General features: G+C 71.0%; 21 protein-coding genes. 6 read left to right on the forward strand and 15 right to left on the reverse strand.

Annotated features, from left to right (window positions below; all coding sequences use genetic code 11):
- Positions 1 to 122: 122 nt before the first annotated feature.
- The gene (locus tag AC5L3X_RS33535) at positions 123 to 2738 is read right to left on the reverse strand and encodes a sensor histidine kinase (protein ID WP_494862375.1); all 2616 of its coding nucleotides are present in this window, start codon (positions 2736 to 2738) and stop codon (positions 123 to 125) included.
- A 331-nt stretch (positions 2739 to 3069) separates the two neighbouring features.
- On the opposite strand from AC5L3X_RS33535, the gene AC5L3X_RS33540 reads away from it, so the two are divergent.
- From AC5L3X_RS33540 to betA, 5 genes are all read left to right on the forward strand, one after another.
- On the forward strand, positions 3070 to 4164 hold the full coding sequence (locus AC5L3X_RS33540) for a quaternary amine ABC transporter ATP-binding protein (RefSeq protein WP_189126209.1): 1095 nt from the start codon (positions 3070 to 3072) through the stop codon (positions 4162 to 4164).
- Positions 4161 to 6074 carry an ABC transporter permease gene (locus tag AC5L3X_RS33545; RefSeq protein WP_494862376.1) on the forward strand — a complete coding sequence of 638 codons (1914 nt, stop codon included), beginning with the start codon at positions 4161 to 4163 and terminating at the stop codon, positions 6072 to 6074. Before AC5L3X_RS33540 ends, AC5L3X_RS33545 begins: the two co-directional genes overlap by 4 nt.
- Positions 6071 to 7036 (forward strand): ABC transporter substrate-binding protein, encoded by a 966-nt coding sequence (locus AC5L3X_RS33550; RefSeq protein ID WP_494862377.1) that lies wholly within the window; start codon positions 6071 to 6073, stop codon positions 7034 to 7036. Before AC5L3X_RS33545 ends, AC5L3X_RS33550 begins: the two co-directional genes overlap by 4 nt.
- Positions 7037 to 7122: 86 nt before the next feature.
- The gene (locus tag AC5L3X_RS33555) at positions 7123 to 8058 is read left to right on the forward strand and encodes an ABC transporter substrate-binding protein (RefSeq protein WP_494862379.1); all 936 of its coding nucleotides are present in this window, start codon (positions 7123 to 7125) and stop codon (positions 8056 to 8058) included.
- Complete coding sequence (gene betA, locus AC5L3X_RS33560; protein WP_494862381.1) at positions 8055 to 9692, forward strand: choline dehydrogenase; 1638 nt, start codon at positions 8055 to 8057, stop codon at positions 9690 to 9692. The genes AC5L3X_RS33555 and betA overlap by 4 nt, the downstream gene beginning before the upstream one ends.
- Here betA and AC5L3X_RS33565 read toward each other — a convergent pair.
- A complete protein-coding gene (locus AC5L3X_RS33565) occupies positions 9622 to 9939 on the reverse strand; it encodes an AAA family ATPase (protein WP_494862383.1) in 318 nt (105 codons plus the stop codon). The genes betA and AC5L3X_RS33565 overlap by 71 nt on opposite strands.
- A 67-nt stretch (positions 9940 to 10006) precedes the next feature.
- On the opposite strand from AC5L3X_RS33565, the gene AC5L3X_RS33570 reads away from it, so the two are divergent.
- Positions 10007 to 10777 carry a TetR/AcrR family transcriptional regulator gene (locus tag AC5L3X_RS33570; protein ID WP_494862385.1) on the forward strand — a complete coding sequence of 257 codons (771 nt, stop codon included), beginning with the start codon at positions 10007 to 10009 and terminating at the stop codon, positions 10775 to 10777.
- Positions 10778 to 10799: 22 nt separating this feature from the next.
- Here AC5L3X_RS33570 and AC5L3X_RS33575 read toward each other — a convergent pair whose 3' ends face one another.
- The 13 genes from AC5L3X_RS33575 to AC5L3X_RS33635 form a co-directional block, all read right to left on the reverse strand.
- On the reverse strand, positions 10800 to 11378 hold the full coding sequence (locus AC5L3X_RS33575; protein ID WP_189126204.1) for a GTP-binding protein: 579 nt from the start codon (positions 11376 to 11378) through the stop codon (positions 10800 to 10802).
- The gene (locus AC5L3X_RS33580; protein WP_189126203.1) at positions 11359 to 11721 is read right to left on the reverse strand and encodes a DUF742 domain-containing protein; all 363 of its coding nucleotides are present in this window, start codon (positions 11719 to 11721) and stop codon (positions 11359 to 11361) included. The genes AC5L3X_RS33575 and AC5L3X_RS33580 overlap by 20 nt, the downstream gene beginning before the upstream one ends.
- Positions 11722 to 11747: 26 nt before the next feature.
- A complete protein-coding gene (locus AC5L3X_RS33585; protein WP_189126202.1) occupies positions 11748 to 12170 on the reverse strand; it encodes a roadblock/LC7 domain-containing protein in 423 nt (140 codons plus the stop codon).
- Between the two features lie 25 nt (positions 12171 to 12195).
- Complete coding sequence (locus tag AC5L3X_RS33590; RefSeq protein ID WP_494862388.1) at positions 12196 to 14856, reverse strand: sensor histidine kinase; 2661 nt, start codon at positions 14854 to 14856, stop codon at positions 12196 to 12198.
- A gap of 290 nt (positions 14857 to 15146) precedes the next feature.
- Positions 15147 to 17372: a [protein-PII] uridylyltransferase gene (locus AC5L3X_RS33595; RefSeq protein WP_494862390.1), complete on the reverse strand. Its 2226-nt coding sequence runs from the start codon at positions 17370 to 17372 to the stop codon at positions 15147 to 15149.
- A gap of 142 nt (positions 17373 to 17514) precedes the next feature.
- Positions 17515 to 17853 (reverse strand): P-II family nitrogen regulator, encoded by a 339-nt coding sequence (locus AC5L3X_RS33600; RefSeq protein WP_189126198.1) that lies wholly within the window; start codon positions 17851 to 17853, stop codon positions 17515 to 17517.
- Entirely contained in the window at positions 17850 to 19160 is a 1311-nt protein-coding gene (locus AC5L3X_RS33605; protein ID WP_494862391.1) for an ammonium transporter, read from the reverse strand. Before AC5L3X_RS33605 ends, AC5L3X_RS33600 begins: the two co-directional genes overlap by 4 nt.
- A gap of 215 nt (positions 19161 to 19375) precedes the next feature.
- Entirely contained in the window at positions 19376 to 19945 is a 570-nt protein-coding gene (locus AC5L3X_RS33610; RefSeq protein ID WP_494862392.1) for a CGNR zinc finger domain-containing protein, read from the reverse strand.
- A 53-nt stretch (positions 19946 to 19998) separates the two neighbouring features.
- On the reverse strand, positions 19999 to 20937 hold the full coding sequence (locus AC5L3X_RS33615; protein ID WP_189126196.1) for a sigma-70 family RNA polymerase sigma factor: 939 nt from the start codon (positions 20935 to 20937) through the stop codon (positions 19999 to 20001).
- A gap of 103 nt (positions 20938 to 21040) precedes the next feature.
- Positions 21041 to 22189, reverse strand: coding sequence for an imidazolonepropionase (gene hutI, locus AC5L3X_RS33620; RefSeq protein ID WP_189126195.1), 1149 nt, complete (start codon positions 22187 to 22189; stop codon positions 21041 to 21043).
- A 100-nt stretch (positions 22190 to 22289) separates the two neighbouring features.
- Complete coding sequence (locus AC5L3X_RS33625; RefSeq protein WP_494862394.1) at positions 22290 to 23612, reverse strand: formimidoylglutamate deiminase; 1323 nt, start codon at positions 23610 to 23612, stop codon at positions 22290 to 22292.
- Positions 23603 to 24787, reverse strand: coding sequence for an allantoate amidohydrolase (locus tag AC5L3X_RS33630; RefSeq protein ID WP_494862395.1), 1185 nt, complete (start codon positions 24785 to 24787; stop codon positions 23603 to 23605). Before AC5L3X_RS33630 ends, AC5L3X_RS33625 begins: the two co-directional genes overlap by 10 nt.
- A 33-nt stretch (positions 24788 to 24820) precedes the next feature.
- A complete protein-coding gene (locus AC5L3X_RS33635; RefSeq protein WP_494862396.1) occupies positions 24821 to 25507 on the reverse strand; it encodes an SDR family oxidoreductase in 687 nt (228 codons plus the stop codon).
- Positions 25508 to 25576 lie beyond the last annotated feature (69 nt).

Consider the following 25576-nt stretch of genomic DNA (forward strand, 5'->3'; position numbering starts at 1 on the left):
CTCCTGCTCCGGCTCACCGTCATGCCACGATGCCAACGTTCACTCCCATCACCAGGGGCGCGCGGCCGAGAGCTCGGCTCGCACGGCGGGCGTGAGCACCTGCCCGGCGCGTTCGACCAGGGTCAAGCGTCCTCCTCCAGCTCTGAACGGCCTTTCCGGACGCCCTGCTGGTAGCCGGCGAGCCGGCTGCGCAGCCGGTCCGGCGAGATCGGGGGCTGGGGCATGGGCGCGGCCGGCGGCGAGGCGGCGCCCGGCACCAGATTGGCCCGGGGCGTGCGCTTGGGCAGCCCGGAGGCGGTGGTGCCGCTCCGCATGGGCCGGCTGACCGCTCCCGCCGCCTGCCAGCCGTCGTCGGCCGGCGACGACCACGTCTCCTCGCGCCTGTCCTGGGCGGGCTCCTGACCGGCCTCCTGACCGGGCTCCCGGGTGACGGACGCCTTGGTGAACCAGCTGCTGGAGTCGACGGAGGCGTAGATCGGCAGGAACTCGTCCGGCTCCGGCTCGGCGGGAGGCGGGATCGCGGAGTCGGGCCGCGGTATCTCGGCCGAGTGCGTGTGGTCCGAGGTGAACCAGGACGACGGCTGGGGCTGCGGGATGTCGTACGAGGGATGGCCCTGGCCGGGCATCGACGGCGTGTCGGTGAACGAGGCGCCGGAGGCGGGCACGGGCGGCGCGGGTGGCGCGTGGACCGGCGGCGCGTGCCCGGGTCCGGCCTGCTGCGCCGGGATCCGGACGAGCGGGGCCGGCTCCTGGACGCCCGGCTGACCGGGCGACTGGCCCGGCAGGGGCGCGAGCAGCGTCTCGGGCACCAGCACCATCGCCGTCAGCCCGCCGATGTCCTGGCGGCGCAGCTGCACCCTGATGCTGTGGCGCAGGGCCAGCCGGCCGACCACGAACAGGCCCATCCGCCGCGAGACCGAGACGTCCACCACGGGTGGATGCGCCAGCCGCCAGTTGGCCTCGGTGAGTTCCTCCGGACTCATGCCGAGGCCGTTGTCGGTGACAGAGATCATCAGCCCGCCGTCGTTGATCCTGCTGCTGGAGATGGTGACCTTGGTGTCGCGGGAGGAGAACGAGACGGCGTTCTCGACCAGCTCGGCCAGCAGGTGCACCACGTCGGTCACCGCCTGGCCGGCGATCGCGACCTCGGACTGCACCTGGATGCTGACCCGGTCGTAGCTCTCGACCTCGCCGAGCGCCGCGCGCACCACGTCCATCAGCTCGATCGGCTCGCTCCACCGGCGGGCCGCCTCCTGGCCGGCCAGGACCAGCAGGTTCTCGCTGTTGCGGCGCATGCGGGTGGCCAGGTGGTCGAGCTTGAACAGGTCGCCGAGGCGGGTGTCGTCGCGCTCGCCGCGCTCCAGCCGCTCGATCAGCGTCAGCTGCCGCTCGACCAGCGTCTGGCTGCGCCGCGACAGGTTGACGAACATCGAGTTGACGTTCGAGCGCAGCCGCGCCTCGTCGCCGGCCAGCCTTACGGCTTCGCGGTGCACCTCGTCGAAGGCGCGGGCGACCTCGCCCACCTCGTCCTTGGAGAAGACGCCGATGGGCGGCACCTCGACGTCGACCGAGCCGTCACGCGCCTCCCGCACCCGCTGCACGAACTCGGGCAGCCGCTGCCCGGCGATCTCCAGCGCCTCGCCGCGCAGCCGGCGCAGCGGCCGGACCAGCGACCTGGCCACGCCCGTGGTGATCAGCAGCACGGCCACGAGCAGCGCGAGCACGGCGCCGGCGACCACGTAGGCGCGGGCTTGCTCGGCGGAGCTGAGCGACTCGCTACGGGTCAGGATGCCGGTGGCCTGGCGTTCCTCGACCACGCGCAGGGCGTCGGCCACGACGTCGGCCGCCTCGAACCATTCGGTGGCGTCGTCGCGCCTGGCCCCGGTCTCGTCGCGGGTCAGGTCGAGTCCGCGCAGCGGCAGCCCGGCGGTGGCCCTGATCAGCACCAGCTCGCGCAGGAACAGCATGCGGTCGGCGGGCCGGCCGTTGACGGTCTCGTCGAAGAGGCGGCGCTCGTCGGCGGTGGCCTCGGCGGCGAAGCGCTTGCGCTCGTTGCTCTCGCGCGAGAGCTCGCCGAGGAAGCGCTTCAGCTGCTCCTGGTCGAACCTGCCCTCGACCAGGACCGTCGTGACCAGGGCCTGCTGGAGGGAGACGCTCTCCTTGGCGCGGGCGAGCGCGTCGAGCATGCGGGTCTGGCGGAAGAGCTCGTCGTCCTGGCTGCCCTTGATCAGCTCGTTGTGGATGTTGAGCAGGTCGCCGATGATGATCGTGTAGAGCTCGACGGCGGGACCGGGCAGCAGGTCCGCCTCGATCGCCTGCTGGCGCAGCCCCTTCAGGTCGTCGAGGCGGCTGAGCATGGCCTCGATCTGGTCGGCGGTGCGGCCGGTCACGGCGCCCTGGAGCTGCGTCGCGCTGCCGCGTACCTGCTTGACGATCTCGTCCACGTGCGCCATCTGGCCGCGCACCTCGGGCAGTTCGTCCTCGGGGCGGCCCTGGGCGATGAACCACGAGGTCCTGGCGCGCTCACCGGAGGCGAGGTGGGTGAGCTCGCCGACCTGTTCGGACAGCTGGGCGAGCTGATTGGTGCGGGCGTAGTCGGCGGCGGCCCCTGTGGACGCGACCACCTGGACACCGCCAAGCAGCACGGCGGCGGCGGTCGGCACCAGGATGAGGGCGACGAGCCGTGCCCGGACGCGCCAGTTACGCAGGCGCCAGTTCCCTTCGTCCGCCTGCCTCACACCCAACTGTGTACTCACCGAACGCAAACCTCTCGCCCCGAATCGGCGTATTGAAGGTCCTGAGACCTGTGGGGAAATCCAGCAGGTGCGGGTAATTGGAACACATTCGTACCAGGTCGGCCAAGCGACCATAACGCGACAAAAGTCGTTCAGTGTGACGCATGAGCCGGGAACCTGGAGCCCCTTTTCTAGCCGATCCCTAGCCAAAAAGCACCCTTCACGCCTTAAGTGTCCATAAATGGGTGATTGTCACGTTCCAGACATATAACACGGAAGGAGCGCGACGGTCTCCGGAAGGTCACAGCGTTGAGATTCGCGTTATCTACGACATATGTTGAGCCCCGTCAACAAGGAGGCGGGTGTGGGGGTTTCTCCCGACAGTACGGCCATCGAAGTCGAGGGGCTTTGGAAGATCTTCGGCCCCACCGCGGAGAAGGTGCTCAGGTGCGACGACAGGTTCCTGGAGCCGGCCGCGCTCAGGGAGAAGACCGGATGCACCGCCGCCGTCAGAGACGTGAGCTTCACCGTCCGGCCCGGCGAGGTGTTCGTCGTGATGGGCCTGTCGGGCAGCGGTAAGTCCACCCTCGTCCGCTGCCTCACCCGGCTGATCGAGCCGAGCGCGGGCGTGATCCGGATCGGCGGCGAGGACGTCGGCCAGGCCTCCCCGGCACGGTTACGCGACCTGCGGCGCCACCGGGTCAGCATGGTGTTCCAGCACTTCGGCCTGCTCCCCCACCGGCGGGTGATCGACAACGTCGGCTACGGCCTGGAGATCCAGGGCGTGGGCAGGGCCGCCAGGCACGCCCGCGCCGGGGAGATCCTGTCGCTGGTCGGCCTCGACGGCCACGCCGACGCCTACCCCGACCAGCTCTCCGGCGGCATGCAGCAGCGCGTCGGCCTGGCCCGCGCGCTGGCGGTGGACCCGGAGGTCATGCTGTTCGACGAGCCGTTCAGCGCGCTCGACCCGCTGATCCGCCGCGACATGCAGGCCGAGGTGATCCGGCTGCACCGCGAGGTCGGCAAGACGATGGTGTTCATCACCCACGACCTGTCCGAGGCGCTCAAGCTGGGCGAGCGCATCGCGATCATGCGGGCGGGCTCGATCGTGCAGCTCGGCACACCGGAGGAGCTGGTGGGCGCGCCGGCCGACGACTACGTGGCCGACTTCGTCCGCGACGTGCCCCGCAGCCACGTGCTGACGCTCCGCTGGATCTGCCGCCCGCCCGAGCCCGGCGAACCGCTCGACGGCCCCGAGCTGCCGGCGTCGACGGTCATCAAGGACGCCGTCGCCGTCGCCTCGGCCACGTCCCGCCCCATCAGGGTCGTCGACGAGGGCGAGCCGGCCGGCGTCGTGGACCGGGTGGACCTCCTCACCTTCCTGTCCGGACAGGACACCGACCAGCAGGCCGTACAGGCGACGACATGAGCGCCACGGCAGTCGGGACCCGCTCCGGGCTCAGGGTGCCCGGCTGGGCGGCGCCCGCGGGCATCGCGGTCCTGTTCGTCGCCGGCTACCTAATCTTCCGGGGGGCGGGAACGCTCCCGCACGACGACGACGCCCCGCAGTTCCTGGCGATCACCGACCTGCGCGAATGGGTCGACGACAACAAGAATGCCAGCCCGGTCTTCCTGTACTTCATCAACTACATCCGGCTGTTCGTCGGCGCGATCTTCGTCGCGCTCCAGAGCGCGCTGCACGGGCTTGGCTGGCCCGGCCTGATCGGCCTGATGGCCGGGTTCGGCTGGCTGGCGGGCGGCTGGCGGATCGGGCTGCTCGGAGCGGCGGGCTTCGCCACCTTCGGCGTGCTCGGCGTCTGGGAGTCGAGCGTTGACACGCTGGCCCTGGTCGGCACCGCGGTGCTGCTGTCGCTGGTGATCGGCCTGCCGCTGGGCGTCTGGGCCGGGCGCTCGCCGCGGCTGCGCCGGGCGCTCAACCCGGTGCTGGACATCATGCAGATCATGCCGACGTTCGCCTACCTGGCGCCGATGGTGCTGTTCTTCCAGATCGGCGCTCCGGCCGGGGCCATCGCCACCATGATCTACTCGATCCCGCCCGCCATCCGCATCACCGCGCTGGCCATCGAGCAGGTCTCCCCCGTGGCCGTCGAGGCGTCGGCGTCGCTCGGCGCGACCTCCTGGCAGACGCTGCGCAGGGTGCATCTGCCGCTGGCCCGGTCGACGATGACGCTGGCGGTCAACCAGACCATCATGATGGCGCTGTCCATGGTGGTGATCGCCAACCTGATCTCCGCGCCCGGTCTCGGCTCCGACATCATCCGCGGCCTGTCCCGCCAGAACGTCGGCATCATGCTCCCCGCCGGCCTGGCCATCGTGGTCATGGCCGTGGTCCTCGATCGCACCACGATGGCCGCCGCCCACCGCCGCGCGCACGAGAGCACCGTCCGGTGGCGGTGGCCGGTCGCCGCCGGGCTGGTCGCGGGCGGCGTGGCGCTGACGTACGCGCTGCCGCCGGCCTTCCCCGGCCAGTGGGTACTCCCGATGGGCGGCCCGGTGAACGACGCGGTCAGGTGGGCCGAGGTCAACTGGTACGACGCCACCGAGGCGATCAAGAACGTGACCAGCGAGGCTCTGCTGAACCCGCTGCAGGGCCTGCTCACCTCGGCGCCGTGGTGGCTGGTCGCCGCGGCCGTGCTGCTCCTGGCCTGGTGGTCGAGCGGGATCCGCCCGGCGCTCACCGCGCTCGGCTGCCTGCTGGCGATCGCGCTGCTCGGGCTCTGGGAGCACAGCATGGTGACGCTGACCATGGTCGTCGTCGCGGTGCTGGCCGTCCTGGTGATCGGCCTGGTGCTGGGCGTGGCCGCGGCCCGCTCGGCACGGTACTCCGCCGTACAGCGCCCGCTGCTCGACGCGGCCCAGACCATGCCGTCGTTCGTCTACCTGCTGCCCGCGCTCGCGCTGTTCGGCCCGACCAAGTTCACCGCGATCTTCGCCTCGGTGATCTACGCGGCGCCGCCGGTGATCCGGCTGGTCGAGCAGGGCATCCGGGCGGTGCCGCACCCGGTGGTCGAGGCCGCCCTGTCCGCCGGATCCACCCCGGGCCAGCTGTTGCGCAAGGTGCAGCTGCCGATGGCGCGCCAGGCGATCCTGCTGGCGGCCAACCAGGGCATCGTGCTGACGCTCGCCATGGTCGTGCTCGGCGCGCTGGTCGGGGGCGGCGCGCTGGGTTACGACGTGGTGTCCGGCTTCTCCCAGCGGACCGACTTCGGGATGGGCTTCGCCGCCGGCGTGGCGATCGTCCTGCTCGGCATCATGCTCGACCGCATCACGCAGGGCGCCGACAGGCGCTCCTCACCCCACCAAAGGAACTCGGTATGAAGATTCGCCTGCTCGCAGGCCTGCTCGTCCTTGGACTCGCCGCCGGATGCGGCGGCGCCAAAGTGGAGGACACGCCCGGCTCCGCCGCCCCCCAGGCGAGCTCCGGCGCGTCGGCCGGTGGCACCGTGAAGATCGCGATCAACCCCTGGGTCGGCTACGAGGCCAGCGCCAACGTGGTCGCCTACCTGCTGAAGAACGAGCTCGGCTACACCGTGGAACTGCCCGAGATCAAGGAACAGCTCGCCTGGGAGGGCTTCGAGACCGGCGACGTCGACGTCATCATCGAGAACTGGGGTCACCCCGACCTCAAGCAGAAGTTCATCGACGAGAAGAAGGTCGCCCAGGTCGCCGGCTCGACCGGCAACAAGGGGGTCATCGGCTGGTACATCCCCAAGTGGATGGCCGACAAGCACCCGGGCATCACCGACTACAAGAACCTCAACAAGTATGCCCAGCTGTTCAAGACCTCCGAGTCGGGCGACAAGGGCCAGCTGCTGTTCGGCGACCCGTCGTACGTCAGCAACGAGGACGCGCTGATCAAGAACCTCAAGCTCGACCTCAAGGTCGTCACCGGGGGCAGCGAGGCCGCCCTGATCAAGGGCGCCCAGCAGGCGCAGGAGCAGCAGAAGCCGCTGCTGTTCTACTTCTGGGACCCGCACTGGCTGTTCAGCAAGACCGAGCTGGTCCGCGTCAACCTGCCGCCGTACACCGAGGGCTGTGACGCCGACCCCAAGAAGGTGGCCTGCGACTACGCCGAGATGGACCTGGACAAGATCGTGAGCACGAAGTTCGCCCAGACCGGCGGCAAGGCGTACGAGCTGGTCAAGAACTTCAGCTGGACCAACGAGGACCAGAACGCCGTCGCCGACGACATGACCAACAACGGCATGACGGGCGAGCAGGCCGCCAAGAAGTGGGTCGAGGCCAACACGGCCACGTGGCAGGCCTGGATCCCCAAGTGACCCCGCCGACGCCGCCGCCGACCCCGCCGACCCCCTGACTCTTGACCGTGACCCCGCCTGGCGGGGTCACGGTCGCGGAGACGCTCATGCGAACCAAGACACTCGCGGGATCGCTGGTGGCGGTCCTGCTCCTGACGGCCTGCTCCGGCGAGGAGAGCGCGTCCGGCCCCAGAGCGAAGGGCACGGTCAACATCGACGTGCACGCCTGGGCGGGCTACGAGGCCCAGGCGGCCGTGCTCGCCTATCTGCTGAAGCACGAACTGGGCTACCAGGTGCGGACCCGCCAGATGACGGAGGCCGATTCCTGGCGGGATTTCGAAACGGGCAAGGTCGACGTCATCGTCGAGAACTGGGGTCATCCCGATCTGAAGAAGCAGTACATCGAGGAGAAGAAGGTCGCGCTCTCCGCCGGGCTCACCGGGAACAAAGGGGTGATCGGATGGTACGTCCCGGAGTGGATGGTCAAGAAATATCCTGACATCACGGACTGGAGAAACCTAAACAAGTACGCCAGCCTTTTTCGGACCCCCCGTTCCGGCAATTTCGGACAGATCCTTGACGGCGATCCGACATTCGTCACAAATGACGAGAGCCTCGTCAAGAACCTCGGCCTCAATTACAAGGTCGTCTACTCCGGCAGCGAAGCGGCTCTGATCAAGGCCGCGCAGTCGGCCACGAAGAACAGAACGCCACTGCTGATGTACTTCTACGAGCCGCAGTGGCTCTTCACCAAGGTCAAACTCGTGAAGGTCAACCTGCCCTCCTACGCCATCGGCTGCGACGCCGACGCGGCCAAGGTCGCCTGCGACTACCCGCCATACCTCCTCGACAAGATCGTGAGCGCGAAGTTCGCCGGGACCGGTGGGCGGGCGTACGAGCTGGTCCGCAACTTCTCCTGGACGAACGAGAACCAGAACGCGGTGGCCAGCGACATGATCAACAGGAAGCTCACGGCCGAGCAGGCGGCCGAGCGCTGGGTGAACGAGAACAAGATCGTGTGGAAGGACTGGATCCCGCGTTGAGCTTCGACTATGTGATCGTGGGCGGCGGCTCGGCCGGCTGCGCCCTGGCCAACCGGCTGAGCGCCGACCCCTCGGTCTCGGTGCTGGTGCTGGAGGCGGGCCGGCCCGACTACCCGTGGGACGTCTTCATCCACATGCCGGCCGCGCTGATGTTCCCCATCGGCAGCCGCTTCTACGACTGGAAGTACGAGTCGGAGCCCGAGCCGTACATGAACGGCCGGCGCGTCTACCACGCCCGCGGCAAGGTGCTCGGCGGGTCGAGCAGCATCAACGGCATGATCTTCCAGCGGGGCAACCCGCTCGACTACGAGCGCTGGGCCGCCGACCCGGGCATGGCCGCGTGGGACTACGCGCACTGCCTGCCGTACTTCAGGAAGATGGAGAGCTGCCTGGCCGATCCCGGCTCGGTCCACCGGGGCGGCGACGGCCCGCTCAAGCTGGAGCGCGGGCCCGCGCGCGGCCCGCTCTTCGAGGCGTTCTTCGAGGCCGTCCAACAGGCCGGGCACCCGCTCACCGACGACGTCAACGGCTTCCGGCAGGAGGGCTTCGCGGCCTTCGACCGCAACGTGCACCGCGGCCGCCGGCTGAGCGCCGCCCGCGCCTACCTCCACCCGGTGCGGCACCGCCGCAACCTCACGATCCGCACCCGCGCCTTCGTGGAGAAGATCGTCTTCTCGGGCACCCGGGCGGTCGGCGTCGTCTGCGACGGCGAGCGCATCGAGGCCGGCGAGGTCGTGCTGTGCGGCGGCGCGATCAACTCCCCGCAACTGCTGCAACTGTCCGGCGTGGGCCCCGGCGAGCTCCTCTCGCCCCTGGGCATCCCGGTCGTCCACGACCTCCCCGGCGTGGGCGCCAACCTCCAGGACCACCTGGAGGTGTACGTGCAGCACGCCTGCACCCAGCCCGTGTCGCAGCAGCCGTCGCTGGCCTGGTGGCGCCGGCCGTTCATCGGCGCCGACTGGCTCTTCCGCCGCCGCGGGCCGGGCGCCACCAACCACTTCGAGGCGGGCGGCTTCATCCGCTCCAACGACGACGTGGCCTACCCCAACCTGATGTACCACTTCCTGCCCATCGCGGTCCGTTACGACGGCTCGGCGCCCGCGGGCGGCCACGGCTACCAGGTGCACATCGGGCCGATGTACTCCGACTCGCGCGGCTCGGTCCGCGTCCGGTCGGCCGACCCGCGCGACAAGCCCGCCCTGCGCTTCAACTACCTGTCCACCGAGCAGGACCGGCGCGAGTGGGTGGAGGCCATCCGGCTCACCCGCGAGATCCTCTCCCAGCCCGCCTGGGCCGCGCTCGACGGCGGCGAGCTGTCACCCGGCCCCGGCGTCGAAACCGACGAGGAGATCCTCGCCTGGGTGGCCAAGGACGGCGAGACCGCCCTGCACCCCTCCTGCACCTGCAGGATGGGCGTGGACGAGATGTCGGTGGTGGACCCCGCCACCATGCGCGTGCACGGCCTCGACGGCCTGCGCGTCGTCGACGCCTCGGTCATGCCGTACGTCACCAACGGCAACATCTACGCCCCCGTGATGATGCTGGCCGAGAAGTCGGCCGACCTCATCCTCGGCAACACCCCCCTGCCCTCCGAGCCCACGCCCTTCTACCGCCACGACGCGCCGCCGTCCTGAGGGCTTCGGGCTCCTCAAAGGCGGAGCTCAGGAAGGATGCGCTCCCTCCGACGAGCTCCTGCTGGGCGAACGGCCACACTTCCAGCACGCTGGCCCTGCCCGCGAACGACTCGCCCAGGGACGGCGTCGCCAGAAACCTCGTCGAGCCGGCCGGCACGAACTGCCCGCGACTCGGCGAGGCGTCGACCGAGGCTTTGATCGCCAGCACGAGATCGTCCCCACCGCGCTGGATCTCGTCGATCATCATGGGCCTGGGACCGTTCAGGCTGCCCGGTGGGTCTCGCCGTCTGGGCGTACGGTGTACCGTACGGTTGGTGACGATCGAGTACAGCGGCAAGGGAGATCCCGCCCGCAGCCTCGCGCTGCTCTGGCGCACCAGTGAGCGGACCAGCCGCAAGGGCAAGCCCGACCTGAGCGTCGACCGGATCGTGCGCGCGGCGATCGAGGTGGCCGACTCCGAGGGGCTCCAGGCCCTGTCCATGCGCCGCGTGGCCGACCGGCTCGGGGTGGGCACGATGTCGCTCTACACGTACGTGCCGGGCAAGCCCGAGCTGCTCGACGTCATGCTCGACACCGTCTACGGCGAGACCGCCAGGCCGGAGGAGGTGCCGGGCGGCTGGCGGGAGCGGCTGGAGCTGATCGCCCGGGAGAACTGGGCGCTCTACCTGCGCCATCCGTGGCTGCTGCAGGTGGCGACGAGCCGTCCGGTGCTGGGCCCGAACGTCACCGCCAAGTACGACTACGAGTTGCGGGCCATCGACGGCATCGGGCTGACGGACGTCGAGATGGACTCGGTGATCACCCTGGTCACCGGCTTCGTGCACGGCACGGCCAGAGGCGCGGTGGAGGCGTCGCAGGCCGAGAGCCAGACCGGCATGACCGACGAGCAGTGGTGGGCCGCGCACGCGCCGTTCTTCGGCCGGATCGCCGACGCGTCCCGCTTCCCCACGGCCGCCCGGGTCGGCCAGGCGGCCGGCGAGGCCCTGGGCGGCTCCTACAGCCCGGAGCACGCCTTCGAGTTCGGCCTGCGCCGCGTCCTCGACGGCATCCAGGTCCTGGTGGACCGGCGCGGCGGCACGACCTGAGCGGCCGTCCCGCCCTTCGAGGCTAGGAGACCGGCGTGGCCCGGAGCCGGACGACGTGCTCGACGAGCGAGATCAGCGTCGATTTGACCGACTCGCGGTTGCGCGCGTCCGTGCGGACGATGGGCACGTTCGGCGACAGCGCCAGCGCCTCGCGCACGTCCTGGTCCGTGTGCGGGAACTGCCCGTCCCAGCCGTTGATGCCGACCACGAACGGCAGCTTGGCCTCCTCGAAGTAGTCGATCGCGGGGAAGCTGTCGGCCAGCCGCCGCGTGTCGAGCAGCACGACCGCGCCGATGGCGCCGCGCACCAGGTCGTCCCACATGAACCAGAACCGATGCTGGCCCGGCGTGCCGAAGAGGTAGAGGATCAGGTCGCGGTCGAGCGAGAGGCGGCCGAAGTCCATGGCCACCGTCGTCGTCTGCTTGTGCGGGGTCAGGCCGAGGTCGTCGATGCCCGCGGACGCGTCCGTCATGACCGCTTCCGTGGTGAGCGGGAGGATCTCGGACACCGCCCCCACGAACGTCGTCTTGCCCACGCCGAAGCCACCGGCCACGACGATCTTCGTCGAGGTGAGGCCGGGGCTAGAGCCTGCGAAGTCCACTGAGCACCCTTTCGAGCATGTTGAGGTCTGGCTGTCCCTGGCTGAGACGTGGCTGGTGCAGACGGACAAGCCCTTCGTCGGACATGTCCGCCACAAGCACCCGAGCCACGCCCAGCGGGACCCGGAGCAGGGCCGAGATCTCGGCGACCGACCGGATCGAGCGGCAGAGTTGCATGATGGCCTCCTGCTCGGGGGTGAGCAAGGCCATCTCGTCGTCCGGAATGGACATGGACGAGATCAGCGTCTCCATCGCAAGGTGATAGCGCGGCTCCGATCGGCCGCCGGTCACCGCGTACGGACGGAAGAGGGGCTCGTCGTCCCCGATCCCGTCACTTCCGTACACGACCCGCTCCCAAAGGTGTCATTGCCTCACCGCGTCCTGGCTGCCTGCAGCTCCGCGCGGAGTGCCGGGGTCAGGGCCTGCCCTGCCCGGTCGACCAGAAGCGTCATCTGATAGGCGACCAACCCCATGTCGCAGTCGGGCGAGGCCAGCACGGTGATCACCGAGCCGTCGCTGATCGCCATCACGATGAGCAGCCCGCGCTGCATCTCGACGACGGTCTGGGTGACGGAGCCACCCTCGAACACGCGCGAGGCGCCCACGGTCAGGCTCAGCAGGCCCGCGGAGACCGCGGCGAGCTGGTCGGCCCGGTCCGGCGGGAAGCCCTCGGAACTCGCCAGGCAGAGACCATCGGCGGAGACGGCGACCGCGTGCGCTACCCCGGGCGTGTTCCGCACGAAGTCGGTGATCAGCCAGTCGAACCGATGCGCCTCATGGCTAAGCGTTGTCACTCGCCCTCCCTGGCAAGACGCTCACTCACTCTCGTTCCTCCTGTTCACGTACTTCCGCGCGACCCCGCCGTACGCCCTGCTGGTAACTGGCCATCCTGCTGCGGATCCGGTCGGCTGAGACCGGCGGAATCGGAGCTTGTCGCTGCGATTGCCGCTCCGGTCCCGTGGCCGGCTGGCTTGCCGTACCGGGCACCAGGTTGGCCTTGGGGGTGCGCTTGGGCAGCCCGGCGGCGGTGACGCCGCCGAGACTCGGGTCGCTCGCGGCGGCCGCCGCCCGCCATCCGGCGTCAGCGGCGGTTCGCCACGCTTCCTCCCCAGAGGGTACGGCTTGTGAGGCGATCGGCTCATCTCGGTTCGGTGTCGCCTGACCGGACTCCTCCGGCGGCCTGCGGAACCAGGCCGACTCCACCGCCGCGAAGATCGGCAGATATTCCTCCCGCTCCGGCTCCATCGGCGAGACGTTCACCGAGGGAGGAGGCGCCGGCCTGCGGACATCGTCGCTGTTGTACGGCCGGCCGACCGGAGGCGGCGTCTGGAACGCGCCATTACCGGATCCGGCCGGAGGACGGGAGGGGAGCGAGCCCGGGCGGTCGACGCTGGGATAGGCGGGGCTGGGGTAGGACGGGTAGCCGCCCGTGTCGTGCGGCCGAGGCCGCCCACCCGTCGCGCCGCCATCGGTGTCGGCCGTGAAGGGCGGCATCCCGTAGCGCACCCCTCCCGGCCCGGTGGCCTCGGTGGAGTCGTAGCTGGCGTACGAGCGGAAGGTGCCGTTCCGGGCGGGCACGCCGGTCGGCGGGGTGGCCGAGGGAGCCGGCGCGTGGCCGCCGCCGAACGCCGGGCGCTGCGGCAGTGGCTTCTGGGCGCCGTCGGCGATCAGCGCCGGGGGCAGCAGCACCATGGCGATCAGGCCGGCGCCGTCGCCCTTGCGGAGCTGGACGCGGATGCCGTGGCGCAACGCCAGGCGGCCGACCACGAACAGGCCCATGCGCCGGGAGACCGACACGTCGACCACGGGCGGCTCGGCCAGCCGGCGGTTGGCCTCGGCCAGCTCCTCGTCGGTCATGCTGATGCCCGAGTCGCTCACCGACACCAGCGCGCCGCCGCCCTCGACGTAGCTGCTCGTCACCGTGACCTGCGCGTTGCTGGGCGAGAACTGGATGGCGTTCTCGACCAGCTCGGCCACCAGGTGGACCAGGTCGTTGGCGGCGCTGCCGAGCACCGAGGTGCCCCGGTGGACCTTGACCTGGACGCGCTCGTAGCCCTCGACCTCCGACAGCGCGGCCCGGACCACGTCGACCAGCTTGGCCGGTTGGCTGCGCCTGCGGGTCGGTTCGTGGCCGGCGAGGACGAGGAGGTTCTCGGAGTTGCGGCGCATGCGGGTGGCCAGGTGGTCGAGCTTGAACAGGTCGGACAGCCGGGCGCCGTCCTGCTCGCCCTTCTCCAGGCCGTCGATCAGCGAGATCTGCCGCTCCACCAGCGTCTGGGTGCGGCGCGAGAGGTTGACGAACATCGAGCTGATGTTGCCGCGCAGCTCGGCTTCCTCGCCGGCGAGCCGTACGGCCTGGCGGTGGACCTGGTCGAAGGCCTTGGCCACCTCGCCGATCTCGTCGTTGCCCTCGATGTCGATCGGGCGCACGTCGGTGGCGGCGTCACCCGAGACGCGCAGCTTGCGGACCACGTCCGGCAGGCGGAAGCCGGCGATCTCCAGGGCCTCGGTGCGCAGGCGGCGCAACGGCGTGACCATCGAGCGGGCGATGGCGACGGTGAGCAACAGAACCAGCAAAAGCAACGCCAAGATCAAAGTACCCGCTATGATCGCATTACGGATCTCGGCGTCGCGTAGGTCCTGGCTGCGCAGGGTCACCTGCGTGCTCAATGGTTCCTCGACCGAGCGGAGGGCGGCGATCGTGGTGGCGTTGTCGTCGAACCACTGGTCAGGCGCCGGTTTGTCGCGGCCGGTGGCGGCGAGAAGGTTCTGCCTGATCCTGACGCCCGGCGCCTTGCCGCTGGCCAGGGTGATCGCGCGCGACTTGGTGAGCTCGGTGTTGTAGTACTCCTGCCGGGTCAGCGCCTTCTGCAGCGCCATGCCGACCTCCGCGCCCGCCTCCTGGCCGACGAGGGCGATCTGGGTGCGTTGGGCGGCGTTGGCGGCGATGAACCGCTCGACCTCCTTGGCGTCGACGCTGGCGGGGTTGTAGTAGCCCTTCAGCAGCTGCACCCGCTGCCGGGAGACCTGCTCCTTGGCGCGGGCCAGCGCGCTCAGGGCGCGGAACTGCCCGATGATCTGCGAGTCGTCGCTGAGCAGGCTCAGCTCGTCGTGCAGGCGGAGCAGCGTGTCGAGCAGGGAGTCGTAGCGCGTGGTGTCGCGCTGGCCCTCCTTGCGGACGCTGTCCAGCTTGCCGAGGTCGGCGTGGGCGCGCCTGACGACGTCGAGCACGCGGGGGCCGTAGGACTCGTCCATCGTGGCCAGGTCGGCCTGCACGGCCTGGACAAGGCCGTCGACCTGCGCCTTGCGTTCGGCGTACGGGTCGGCGAGCTTCTTGCTCAACTGCTTGGCGGCGTCCAGCCAGCCGCCCGTGTCACGCTCCAGCCCGACGGCCTCGACCAGGTCGCGGATCCGGCCGGCCTGCTCGGCGGCGGCGGCCGTACGGTCGTAGTCGTTGATGCTCTGGACCGACTCCACCACGCGGGCTCCCCCGAGCCCGACGCCGACAACGGTGGGGACCAGGATGAGCGCCGTGAGGCGCCACCTCACGCGCCAGTTGCGCAGACCCAGCCGGGGCAGGGGCCGCTGTCCGCGGTCTCGCCTCGCGGCGTGGCCGCTGTCGGAGTTCCCCGTAGTCACTGCTCCCGCTACCCCTCAATCGTCCCGATCACTCCGGGTCATAAGTCCGCCCCACAAGGTATCCGTAGCATCCGACTTACTACGCAAATCGGGCACAATTGTTATCTAGGTGACCGCATCGCGCCGTCGGGTCAGCGCAGTGCCGCGAGCACCAGATCGCGGACCTGATTCCGCTGCGCGTCGTCGCTGAGGGGACGTCCGGCGCGATCTACCACATAGAAGACGTCCACCGCCTCCGCGCCGAGAGTCTCCACGCGAGCAGCCCTCACGTCAAGACCGCACTCCCCGAACGCCCGTCCGATGCGCCACAGGAGTCCCGGCCTGTCATGGACCCTGACCTCGATCACGGTGGCGGTCGCGGAGGCGTCGTCCACCAAGGTCACACGGGGTGGAGCCACCGGCACGCGCGGGGGTCTGACGGCCCGCGTACGGCGGGCCAGGCGCTGCTCGATGTCAAGGCGCCCAGCAAGGACGAGACGGAGATCGGATTCGAGCGTGGCGGGGTCGGGCGGCGAGCCGTACTCGGGGACGACGGAGAAGTCGATCACCGCCGTGGAGCCGGCGGACGCGGCCGAGGCGGAGCGGACGATCAGGCGGTGCGCGGCCAGCACGCCGGCGGCGCTCCAGAGCAGGCCCACCCGGTCGGGGGCCACCACCGTGACGGCTCCGCCGTTCACCCGGACCGCGCCGCCGCCGTGCCTGGCCAGCGCGGCCTGCTCGGCCGACAGCACGGGCGCCTTGGGCGGCGGCGAGCCTGACAGGACCGACCGGACCCGGCGCACGAGATCGGCGACCAGCCCGGCCTTCCAGGAGTTCCAGGCGGCGGAGCCCGTGGCGTGACCGTCGGCGATCGCCAGCGCGGCCAGCAGGTCGAGCACCTCGCGCGAGCCCACCGTGCCCGCGACCTTCTCGATCGTCACCGGGTCGTCCAGGTCGCGGCGGGTCGCCGTCTCGGGCAGCAGCAGATGATGGCGCACCACGGTGGCCAGCACGTCCACGTCGGGGCCGGGCAGGCCGAGGCGCGTGGCGATGTCGCGGACCACGACCTCGCCCGTCGCCGAATGGTCACCGGGCCAGCCCTTGCCGATGTCGTGCAGCAGCGCGGCGATCAGCAGCAGGTCGGGGCGCGAGACCTCGCGGGTGTGGCTCGCGGCGTTGGCGGCGGCCTCGATCAGGTGCCGGTCGACGGTGAAGCGGTGGATGGGATTGCGCTGCGGGCGGTGCCGTACGCGCTCCCAGTCAGGAAGCAGTCTGACAAGGATGCCGGCCTGGTCGAGTTCCTCCCACACGGGGACGGCGGCCCGGCCGGCGCCGAGGATCGACACCAGCGAGTCACGGGCCTCGTCAGGCCACGGAACCGGCATCGGGGGCGACTGAGCGGCCAGGACGGACACCGTGGCCGGGGCGAGCGGCAGCCCCGACTCGGCCGCCGCCGCGGCGGCGCGCAGCACCAGCAGCGGGTCCTTGCGAGGGTCGGCGCCCCTGGCGAGCACCACCTCGCCCCCGTGCTCCACCACGCCGTCGGCCAGCGGGCGGCGGCCACGCGGGGCCGGCCCTGACAGCAGCCTGTCAACCGTGCGCCAGGTGGTGTCGAAGGCGTGGGAGATCGTCCGGCCCGCCTCGGCCAGCCGGCGCATCAGCGCCTCGGCGTCGAGCAGGCCCAGCAGCCCCGCGACCGCGTCCTGCTCCTGCAGGACGAGCCGGTCCGCGCCGCGCGCGGTGACGACGTGCAGCGCGTGCCGCACGTCCAGGATGAACTCGTACGCCTCGCGGGCGCGGGGGCCCGGGGCGGAGGCGACCCAGGCCGCCGCGACCGCCTGCATGGCCTGCAGGTCGCGCAGCCCGCCGCGGCCGTCCTTCAGATCGGGTTCGAGCAGGAAGGCCAGCTCGCCACTGACCTGCGCCCGGTGTTCGGCCGCCTCTCGCAGCTCGCCCAGCCGGCGCCGGGAGTCGGCCCGCCACTCGGCGAGCACCGCCTCCCTGGCCTTGCGGGTCAGCTCGGGGTCACCGGCCACGTGCCTGGCCTGGATGAGGCCGAGCACCGCCTTGAGGTCGTCGCGGGCGACGACCACGGCCTGTTCCACGGTCCGCACCGAATGGTCGAGACCGACGGCGGAGTCCCAGATCGGATACCAGACGCGCTCGGCGATCCGGGCCACGTCCGGCCTGCCGTTGTGCAGAAGGACCAGGTCGAGGTCACTGCCCGGAGCGAGCTCACCGCGGCCCAGGCTGCCGACGGCGACCAGGGACACCTGGTCGCCGTCGCTCGCCGTGCGGAAGAGATCTTTGAGCCAGCGGTCGGTGTCCGCGGCCCGCTCCTTGCGAGCCGCGGCATACGAACGGGCTTCACCCCTCAAGACATCTCCTCGCCGAGCTCCACCCGGACACCCGCCCCGTCGCGGGTGTCCGCGCTTCGCTGCGGATCCATCCAGCACAACCTGCCGAGCTCCGCTCGGACGCCCGCCCTGTGACGGATGTCCGCGCTTCGCTGCGGATCCATCACAGGGCCTCTGGACCGCGTTCTCCGGTGCGGACGCGGATGACCGTGTCCACGGGCACGGACCAGACCTTGCCGTCGCCGATCTTGCCGGTCTGGGCCGCCTTGACGATGACGTCGATCACGTCCTCGGCGTCATCCTCTTCGATCAGCACCTCGACGCGAACCTTGGGGACCAGGTCGACCTGGTACTCGGCGCCGCGGTAGACCTCGGTGTGGCCGCGCTGCCGGCCGTAGCCGCTGGCCTCGCTGACGGTCATCCCCTTGATGCCGAACTGTTCCAGGGCCGCCTTCACGTCATCGAGTTTGAAGGGCTTGATGACGGCCGTGATGAGCCTCATGCGTCCACCTTCTTGGCTGCAGTGGTGACCGGTCCGTTGGGGCTGCTCACGCCGGAGGCGTGAACGGTGCCGAGGTCGTAACCGGTCTCGGCGTGCGTGGTGATGTCGATGCCCGTCTGCTCGTCCTCGGCCGCGATCCGGAAGCCCATCGTCTTGTCGATGATCTTTCCGATGATCCAGGTGACGACGAACGAGTAACCGCCGACCGCGATCGGCCCCAGCACCTGCAACCCGAGCTGGCCGAAGCCGCCGCCGTAGAACAGGCCCTCGCTCTGGGCGTCCGTGGCGGGGTAGGCGGCGACGAAACCGAGGGCGACGGCGCCGATGACGCCACCGACCAGGTGGACGCCGACCACGTCGAGCGAGTCGTCGTAACCGAGCTTGTACTTGAGCCCGACGGCGTAGGAGCAGGCCGCGCCCGCGATCACACCGATGAGGGCCGCCGCCCAGGGGTCGACGAAACCACAGGCGGGGGTGATGGCGACCAGACCGGCGACGGCGCCGGAGGCGACACCGAGGCTGGTGGCGTGGCCGTCGCGGAGCTTCTCCGTGACGAGCCAGGCGCCGGCGGCGACGGCGGTGCAGATCTGGGTGTTCATGAACGCGAGGCCGGCGATGCCGTCGACCACGAGCTCGGAGCCCGCGTTGAAGCCGAACCAGCCGAACCACAGCAGGGCCGCGCCGAGCAGCACCAGCGTCAGGTTGTGCGGACGCATCGGCTCCTTGCGCCAGCCCTGCCGCTTGCCGATGATGAGCGCCAGCGCGAGCGCCGCGGCACCGGCGTTGATGTGCACCACGGTGCCGCCGGCGAAGTCCTCGATGCCCATCGTGTTGAGCCAGCCGCCGCCCCAGACCCAGTGCGCGACCGGGAAGTAGACCACGGTGGCCCAGACGACGGTGAAGAGGACCCAGGCGCCGAACTTCGCGCGGTCCGCGATGGCGCCGCTGATCAGCGCGACGGTGATGATGGCGAAGGTCAGCTGGAAGGCCGAGAAGACCAGGCTGGGCATGCCGCTGCCGTCGTCCGCGGTGGCCGTGTTCACCAGGCTCTGCAAGCCGAGGTGCTCAAAACCTCCGACGACGTTGTTGAGCCAGGACATCGGGTTCTCGCTGAAGGCCAGCGAGTGCCCGTAGATCATCCAGGCGATGGTCACTGTGATGATGGCGACGAACGACATCATCATCATGTTCAGGACACTCTTGGCCCTGGTCATGCCCCCGTAGAACAACGCGAGCCCCGGAGTCATCAGCAACACCAACGCGGTGGCTGTGAGCATCCAGGCAGTCGTGCCGGTATCGATCTCCACGGCCGACCCTCCTTACATGTGACGTGTGGGCACAGCGTCTTCGGCCGCCGTTTCGTGGCTCGACCGGGTGTGTTTCACATTCGTGAATCTCGCCGTACTGGTGTTTCGGCAGCGTTTCGGGCTTTTCACACCCCTACATTTCGGGCAATGCATAGCCAAAGTCGTCGGCTGGACCTGCCCACACGCAGGTTCGGCACGACACTCCGGAGCGGCGCCTACGCGCGTCTCGTACGGAGCTTCTGCCGGTTGCCGCAGCGGCTCATCGAGCACCAGCGGCGGTTGCCCGGCCGTGAGGTGTCAAGGAAGAGGAGGGGGCAACGCTCCCCCGCGCACCTCCGCACCCGCCTGACCAGGGGGCCGCTGAACAGCTCGATGGCGTCACGCGCCACGGCCGACAGGAACTGCGTCGCGGTCACCGGATAGGACCAGCCGCGCTCCAGCGCGGCGCCGATCACCGGCACGGGCGGCGGCGCGGCCGCGGCCTCGTTGAGCGCCCAGAGGTCCGCGGTGTCGTAGCCCTCTCGCCGGGCGGTCCGCTCGGCGAGGTGCTGGATCGCGCCGCGCAGCCGCTCGGCGGCCACGAGGTCGCCCTGGCCGGCCAGCACATCGCCTTCGACGTCCAGCCGGGAGCGGCCGATCCAGGCCACGAAATCGGCGGGCTCGCGCAGCCGCTCGCCCGGCTCGATTGCGCCGGTGAGCAGGAACTCCAGGCACAGCGTCCCGGCGTCGAACCGGAACCGCTGCCCGTCGAGCGCGGTGAGCGTCATCCCGCCCGCACCATCCACGCGGCGAGCGTAACACCCGACACCGGCTAAACCGGTGTCGAGTGTGAAGAGAGTCAGGCGGCGTTGGCCATCCGCCGCAGCCGGGCCAGCGCGTCACGCTCGATGCGGCGGGCGCGGTCACGGCCGATGCCGTAGCGCTCGCCCACCTCGGTGAGCGTGTGCTCGCGCCCGTCGACCAGCCCGTAACGCCAGCGCAGCATGTCGCGCGTGTCGCCCTCCAGGCCCGTCAGCCACTGGTCGAGCCGCTCGCGCTCCAGGATGTCGATCGCCTGCTGCTCGGGATCGGCCCACGTGTCGTCGGCGATCATGTCGCCCAGCTCGGTCTCGTCCTCGTCGCCCACGCCCAGCTGCAGCGAGACGGGATCGGAGGCCCAGCGGCGCAGCTCGCGCACCCGCTCGATCGGCAGCTCCAGGATCTGCGCGAGGTCGTCGTCGGTCGGCTCGACGTCGAACTCGGCCAGCATGTCGCGGCGCACCCGCATCAGCCTGGTCATCTGCTCACCGGCGTGCGTGGGCAGCCGCACCGGCCGCGCCTGCTCGTGGATGGCCCGCCCCACCGACTGCCTGATCCACCAGGTGGCGTAGGTCGAGAACTTGTAACCCCGCTTGTAGTCGAACTTCTCCACCGCCCGGACCAGCCCCAGGTTGCCCTCCTGGACCAGGTCGATCAGCGGCATCCCGCGCCCCGAGTACTTACGCGCCACGGCCACCACCAGCCGCAGGTTGGCCTGGATGAACTCGTCCTTGGCCCGCTGGCCGGAGACCGCCAGGCGCTCCAGCTCCTCGTCGGCCGCGTCCCCGCAACGCGGCTCCGAACCACCGCTGTCGAGCAGTTGCTCGGCGAAGAGCCCCGCCTCGATCCGCTTGGCCAGCTCCACCTCTTCCTCCGCCGTGAGCAGCGGCACCCGGCCGATCTCCGCCAGGTAGGTCCCCAGCAGGTCGCGATCCGCGACGTGCTGCTCCTGCGTGCGACTCCCCGTAGGCCTTGCCATCCCCTGGCACCTCGTTCCGCAGCTCCGTCTTATATCCGGCCAACGTCTGGCCCGATGCAAAGATTCCCTAAAGGACTACGACCAGCGGAGGGTTCTGGATGTCCTACTCAAGGAGGAGACCGCCTTGGAACACCTGGTGGACGAGGGGGACACCAGGTCGATAGGCCAGGTGAGTGTAGGAGGGGGCGTCGAGGACCACGAGGTCGGCGCGTGCTCCCGGCCCCAGCCAGCCTACGTCCGCGCGGCGCAGCGCGCGTGCCCCGCCGTACGTCGCGGCCCTGATCGCCTCCAGCGGCGTCATGCGCATCTCCCGTACGGCCAGCGCGACGCAGAACGGCATCGACGACGTGAACGACGAGCCCGGGTTGCAGTCGGTGGCCAGCGCGACGGTCACCCCGGCGTCGATCAGCCGGCGGGCGTCGGGGTAGGGCGAGCGGGTGGAGAACTCCGCGCCCGGCAGCAGCGTCGCCACGGTGCCCGACGAGGCGAGCGCGTCGACGTCGGCCGCGCTCAGGTGGGTGCAGTGGTCGGCCGAGGCCGCTCCCAGCTCGCAGGCGATCCGCACGCCGGGCCCCTCGGTGAGCTGGTTGGCGTGCACCCGGGCCAGCAGCCCCGCCTTGATGCCCGCGCCCAGGATCTCGCGGGTCTGGTCGCCGTCGAACGCGCCGCGCTCGCAGAAGACGTCCACCCACTTCGCGTACGGCGCGCAGGCCGCCAGCATCTCGCCCGTGACCAGCCGCACGTAGTCGTCGGCCGTGACGCCGTCGGGCACGAGGTGCGCGCCGAGGTAGGTGGTCTCGTCGGTCAGCCCGGTGGCGATCTCCAGCGAACGGCGCTCGTCCTCGACGCTCAGCCCGTAGCCGCTCTTGATCTCGACGGTCGTGGTGCCCTGCGCCAGCATCTCGGCGACCAGGGCGGCGGCACGGGTGGCCAGCTCGGCGTCACCGGCCCGCCGGGTGGCGGCGACCGTGGTGCGGATGCCGCCTCCGGTGTAGGCCTGGCCGGCCATCCGGGCCTCGAACTCGGCGGTCCGGTCACCGGCGAAGACGAGATGGGCGTGGCTGTCGACGAAGCCGGGGATCACGCACCGGCCTCCGGCGGCGATCCGCCGGTCGGCCGCGGGCGCCCGGCCGGCCGGGCCGAGCCAGGCGACCAGGCCGTCCTCCAGGACCAGCGCGGCGTCCCGGATCTCCTCCCGCGCGGGGTCACCCGTGTAGAGCAGCCCGATCCCGTCGATCAGCGTCGTGGTCATCCCACCCGTCCCATCGTCTCGCCCAGCAGGTCATCCCACCGGTCCGATCGCCTCGCCCAGCAGGTCATCCCATCCGTCCCATCGTCTCGCCCAGCGGGGGTCATCTCACCCGTCCGATCGCCTCACCCAGCAGGGCGCCGATGTCACCCAGCCGGTGCCGCCCCTCGGTCACCACGCGGCGCCCGCCGGAGATCACCGAGTGCACGTCCGCCGCCGTGGCCGCGAACACCACACCCTCCAGGCCGGTCGTGCCCGCCGTACGGACCGAGTCGAGGCGTACGGAGACCAGGTCCGCCCACGCGCCGGGCATGAGCTGCCCGGCGTCGGGGAAGCCGAGGGAGGCGTGGCCCCTGCCGGTGGCGGCGGTCAGCAGCTCGGCCGCCTGCCAGTGGCCGCGCCGCTCGGTGGCCAGCCGCTCGTCCAGCTCGACCGCGCGGGCCTCCTCGAACAGGTCGATCACCGCGTGGCTGTCGGAGCCCAGCGTGAGCGGCGACCCTTGGTCGTACAACACCCTGGCCGGGCCGATGCCGTCGGCCAGGTCGCGCTCGGTGGTGGGGCACATGCAGACGTGGGTGCCCGACTGGCCGAGCAGGCCGATGTCGGCGTCGCTCAGGTGGGTGGCGTGCACGGCCGTGGAACGCGGTCCGAGCAGGTCGTTCTCGTACAGCACCCGCACGGGCGTCGCCCCGTACGCGTGCTCGCAGGCGGTGTTCTCGGCGCGCTGCTCGGAGACGTGCGCGTGCAGCGGCGCGGCGTGGCGGCGGGCGAACTCCGCGACCATCGGCATCTGCCCGGCCGGCACCGCGCGCACCGAGTGGACCGCCGCGCCGATCTCCACGTCGGGCCGCCCCTCGTACGCGGCGGCCAGCATCTCGGCGCGGGCCGCCCAGTCTCCGACGTCGCCGTCGCCGAAGCGCGTCTGCGGGCCCTCCAGCGGGACGCCGATGCCGCCCGTCAGGTAGCAGGCGTCGAGCAGCGCGATCCGCAGCCCCGCCTCACGCGCGGCCTGGACGAGCGCGTGCCCCATCGTGTTCGGGTCGTCGTACGGCACCCCGCCCGGCCCGTGGTGCAGGTAGTGGAACTCCCCCACGCAGGTCACCCCGGCCAGGGCCATCTCGGCGTAGACGGCTCGGGCCAGCGCCAGGTAGCCGTCGGGGTCGAGCCGGGCGGCCACCTCGTACATCCGTTCCCGCCAGGTCCAGAAGTCGCCGCTGCCCGCCTGGGTGGCTCCGCGCAACGCCCGGTGGAACGCGTGCGAGTGGGCGTTGGCCAGGCCGGGGATGGTGAGCCCGGCCAGCCGTTCGGCCCCTCCGGGCTCCCCCTGCCGGACCTGGACGACGTGCGTCCCCTCGATCTCGACGAGCACGCCCTCGGTGACTCCGCCGGGCAGCCACGCCTGCTCGCACCAGTAGGTCAGCGGCACAGGTCCTCCAGCACGGTCGCGAGCGCGGCGACTCCCGCCTCGCAGTCCGCCCGTTCGGCGTGCTCGTGCGGCGAATGGGACACGCCGGTGGGGTTGCGCACGAACACCATCGCGCTCGGCACACCCGCCGAGGCCAGGATCCCGGCGTCGTGCCCGGCTCCGGTCGGCAGGATCGGCACCGGCCCGCCGCCCTCGCTCGTGGAGCCGATCAGATCGGCGAGCCGGTCTCTCAGCGGCTCGTCGAAGTCGACCACCGGCGTCCAGGACTCCTCGCTCACCTGCGCCCCCTCTGCCAGCTCGGCCAGCTCGGTCACCAGGTCGAGGACGTCTCGTTCGGCGGCCCCTCGCGCGTCGAGCCAGGCCGAGACCAGACCGGGCACGGCGTTGGCATTGCCGGGCGAGACCCGGACCTTGCCGACGGTGGCCACGACACCGCGCCGCGCCGCCGCCTCGCGGGCCGCCAGGACCATCCGGGCGAACGGCAGCATCGGGTCGTCGCGGTCTTCCAGCCGGGTGGTGCCGGCGTGGTCGGCCCGGCCGCGGAAGTCGAACCGCCATCTGCCGTGCGGCCAGATCGCGGCCGCCACCCCGACGGGGCTGCCCTGGACGTCGAGCCCGCGCCCCTGCTCGACGTGGAGCTCGACGAAGGCGCCCACGGTGGCGAGGGTCTCGTCGTCGCGCCCGAGCGCGCGCGGGTCGCGACCGGTCCGGGTCAGGACGTCGGCCAGCGTGTCGCCCTCGTCGTCGGTCAGGCCCAGCGCCCGGCCGGGGTCGAGGACGCCGGTGAGCAGCCTCGACCCCACGCAGGGGACGCCGAACCGGGCGCCCTCCTCGTCGGTGAAGCACGCGACGCCCAGCGGCCTGCCCGGCGAGACGCCACGCTCCCTCAGCAGGTCGAGGGCGGCGAAGGCGGACACCACGCCGAGCGGGCCGTCGAACGCGCCGCCCTGCCGTACCGAGTCGAGATGGCTGCCCGTGACCACGCCGGGCTCGCGCGACGGGTCTCCCCACCAGGCCCAGAGGTTGCCGTTGCGGTCCTCGCGCAGGTCGAGCCCGCGTTTCGCCGCCTCCCCCCGGAACCACTCGCGCAGCTCCAGGTCGGCGGCCGACCAGGCGTCTCTGACGTAGCCGTTGGTGGAGGGATCACGCCCGATGTGCGCGAGTTCGTCAAGCATGGACCCACTGTAGTGAATGAATCCATTCAGCCGTCAGTTGACCGGGCCGCCGCGAGGGCGCAGGGTCAGCTCGGTCAGCTGGGCGTCGGGGCCGGCGTTGATCGCGGCCAGCACGGCCCTGGCGACGGTCTCCGGCCGCAGGTAGCGGTCGGGCTCGTACGCGCCGCCCTCGTGCTCGCGCACGGCGCGCTGCATGTCGGTGTCGACGCGGCCGGGGAAGACGCTCGTCACCCGGAGGTCGGGCTCCTCCTGGCGCAACGCGTCGGCGAACGCCCTCAGCGCGAACTTGCTCGCCGCGTAGGAGCCCCAGCCCGGGTTGGCCCGCAGCCCTGCCCCGGAGTTGACGCAGACCACGTGGCCGCCGGCCGTCCGGAGCGCGGGCAGCAGCAGCCGGGTCAGCTCGGCGACAGCGATCACGTTGAGCTCCATCGTGCGGCGCCACACGTCGGCGGGCAGCTCGGCGATCCGGCCGAGCGGGCCGATCCCGGCGCTGTGCACGAGCACGTCGACCCGCTCGACCCCCTCGACGTCGGACGGGGCCAGCTCGGTCAGCTCCACCGGCCAGGGCCGCGCGTCGGGGAACTCACCGGCCAGCTCGCTCAACGTGTGCTCGTCCCGGCCGCCCAGGATGAGGTGGTGCGTCGGCGCCAGCACCCGGGCGATCGCCTCGCCCACCCCTCGCGAAGCACCGGTGACCAGCGCCGTCGGTCGTTCACTCATGGCCGACAGCTTATGACCTTGACGTTCCGGATCCTCATGGAGTGGCGGCCTCGTGACGTACGCGCACGC

It is taken from the genome of Nonomuraea sp. CX421 (assembly GCF_059358955.1).

Coding starts and splice junctions, on each gene's coding strand:
- AC5L3X_RS33565 (WP_494862383.1), bottom strand. CDS start 9,939: ATGATGATCGACGAGATCCAGCGCGGTGGGGACGATCTCGTGCTGGCG.
- AC5L3X_RS33615 (WP_189126196.1), bottom strand. CDS start 20,937: ATGGCAAGGCCTACGGGGAGTCGCACGCAGGAGCAGCACGTCGCGGAT.
- hutI (WP_189126195.1), bottom strand. CDS start 22,189: ATGACCACGACGCTGATCGACGGGATCGGGCTGCTCTACACGGGTGAC.
- AC5L3X_RS33635 (WP_494862396.1), bottom strand. CDS start 25,507: ATGAGTGAACGACCGACGGCGCTGGTCACCGGTGCTTCGCGAGGGGTG.
- AC5L3X_RS33555 (WP_494862379.1), top strand. CDS start 7,123: ATGCGAACCAAGACACTCGCGGGATCGCTGGTGGCGGTCCTGCTCCTG.
- AC5L3X_RS33630 (WP_494862395.1), bottom strand. CDS start 24,787: ATGCTTGACGAACTCGCGCACATCGGGCGTGATCCCTCCACCAACGGC.
- AC5L3X_RS33545 (WP_494862376.1), top strand. CDS start 4,161: ATGAGCGCCACGGCAGTCGGGACCCGCTCCGGGCTCAGGGTGCCCGGC.
- AC5L3X_RS33540 (WP_189126209.1), top strand. CDS start 3,070: ATGTTGAGCCCCGTCAACAAGGAGGCGGGTGTGGGGGTTTCTCCCGAC.
- AC5L3X_RS33550 (WP_494862377.1), top strand. CDS start 6,071: ATGAAGATTCGCCTGCTCGCAGGCCTGCTCGTCCTTGGACTCGCCGCC.
- AC5L3X_RS33600 (WP_189126198.1), bottom strand. CDS start 17,853: ATGAGGCTCATCACGGCCGTCATCAAGCCCTTCAAACTCGATGACGTG.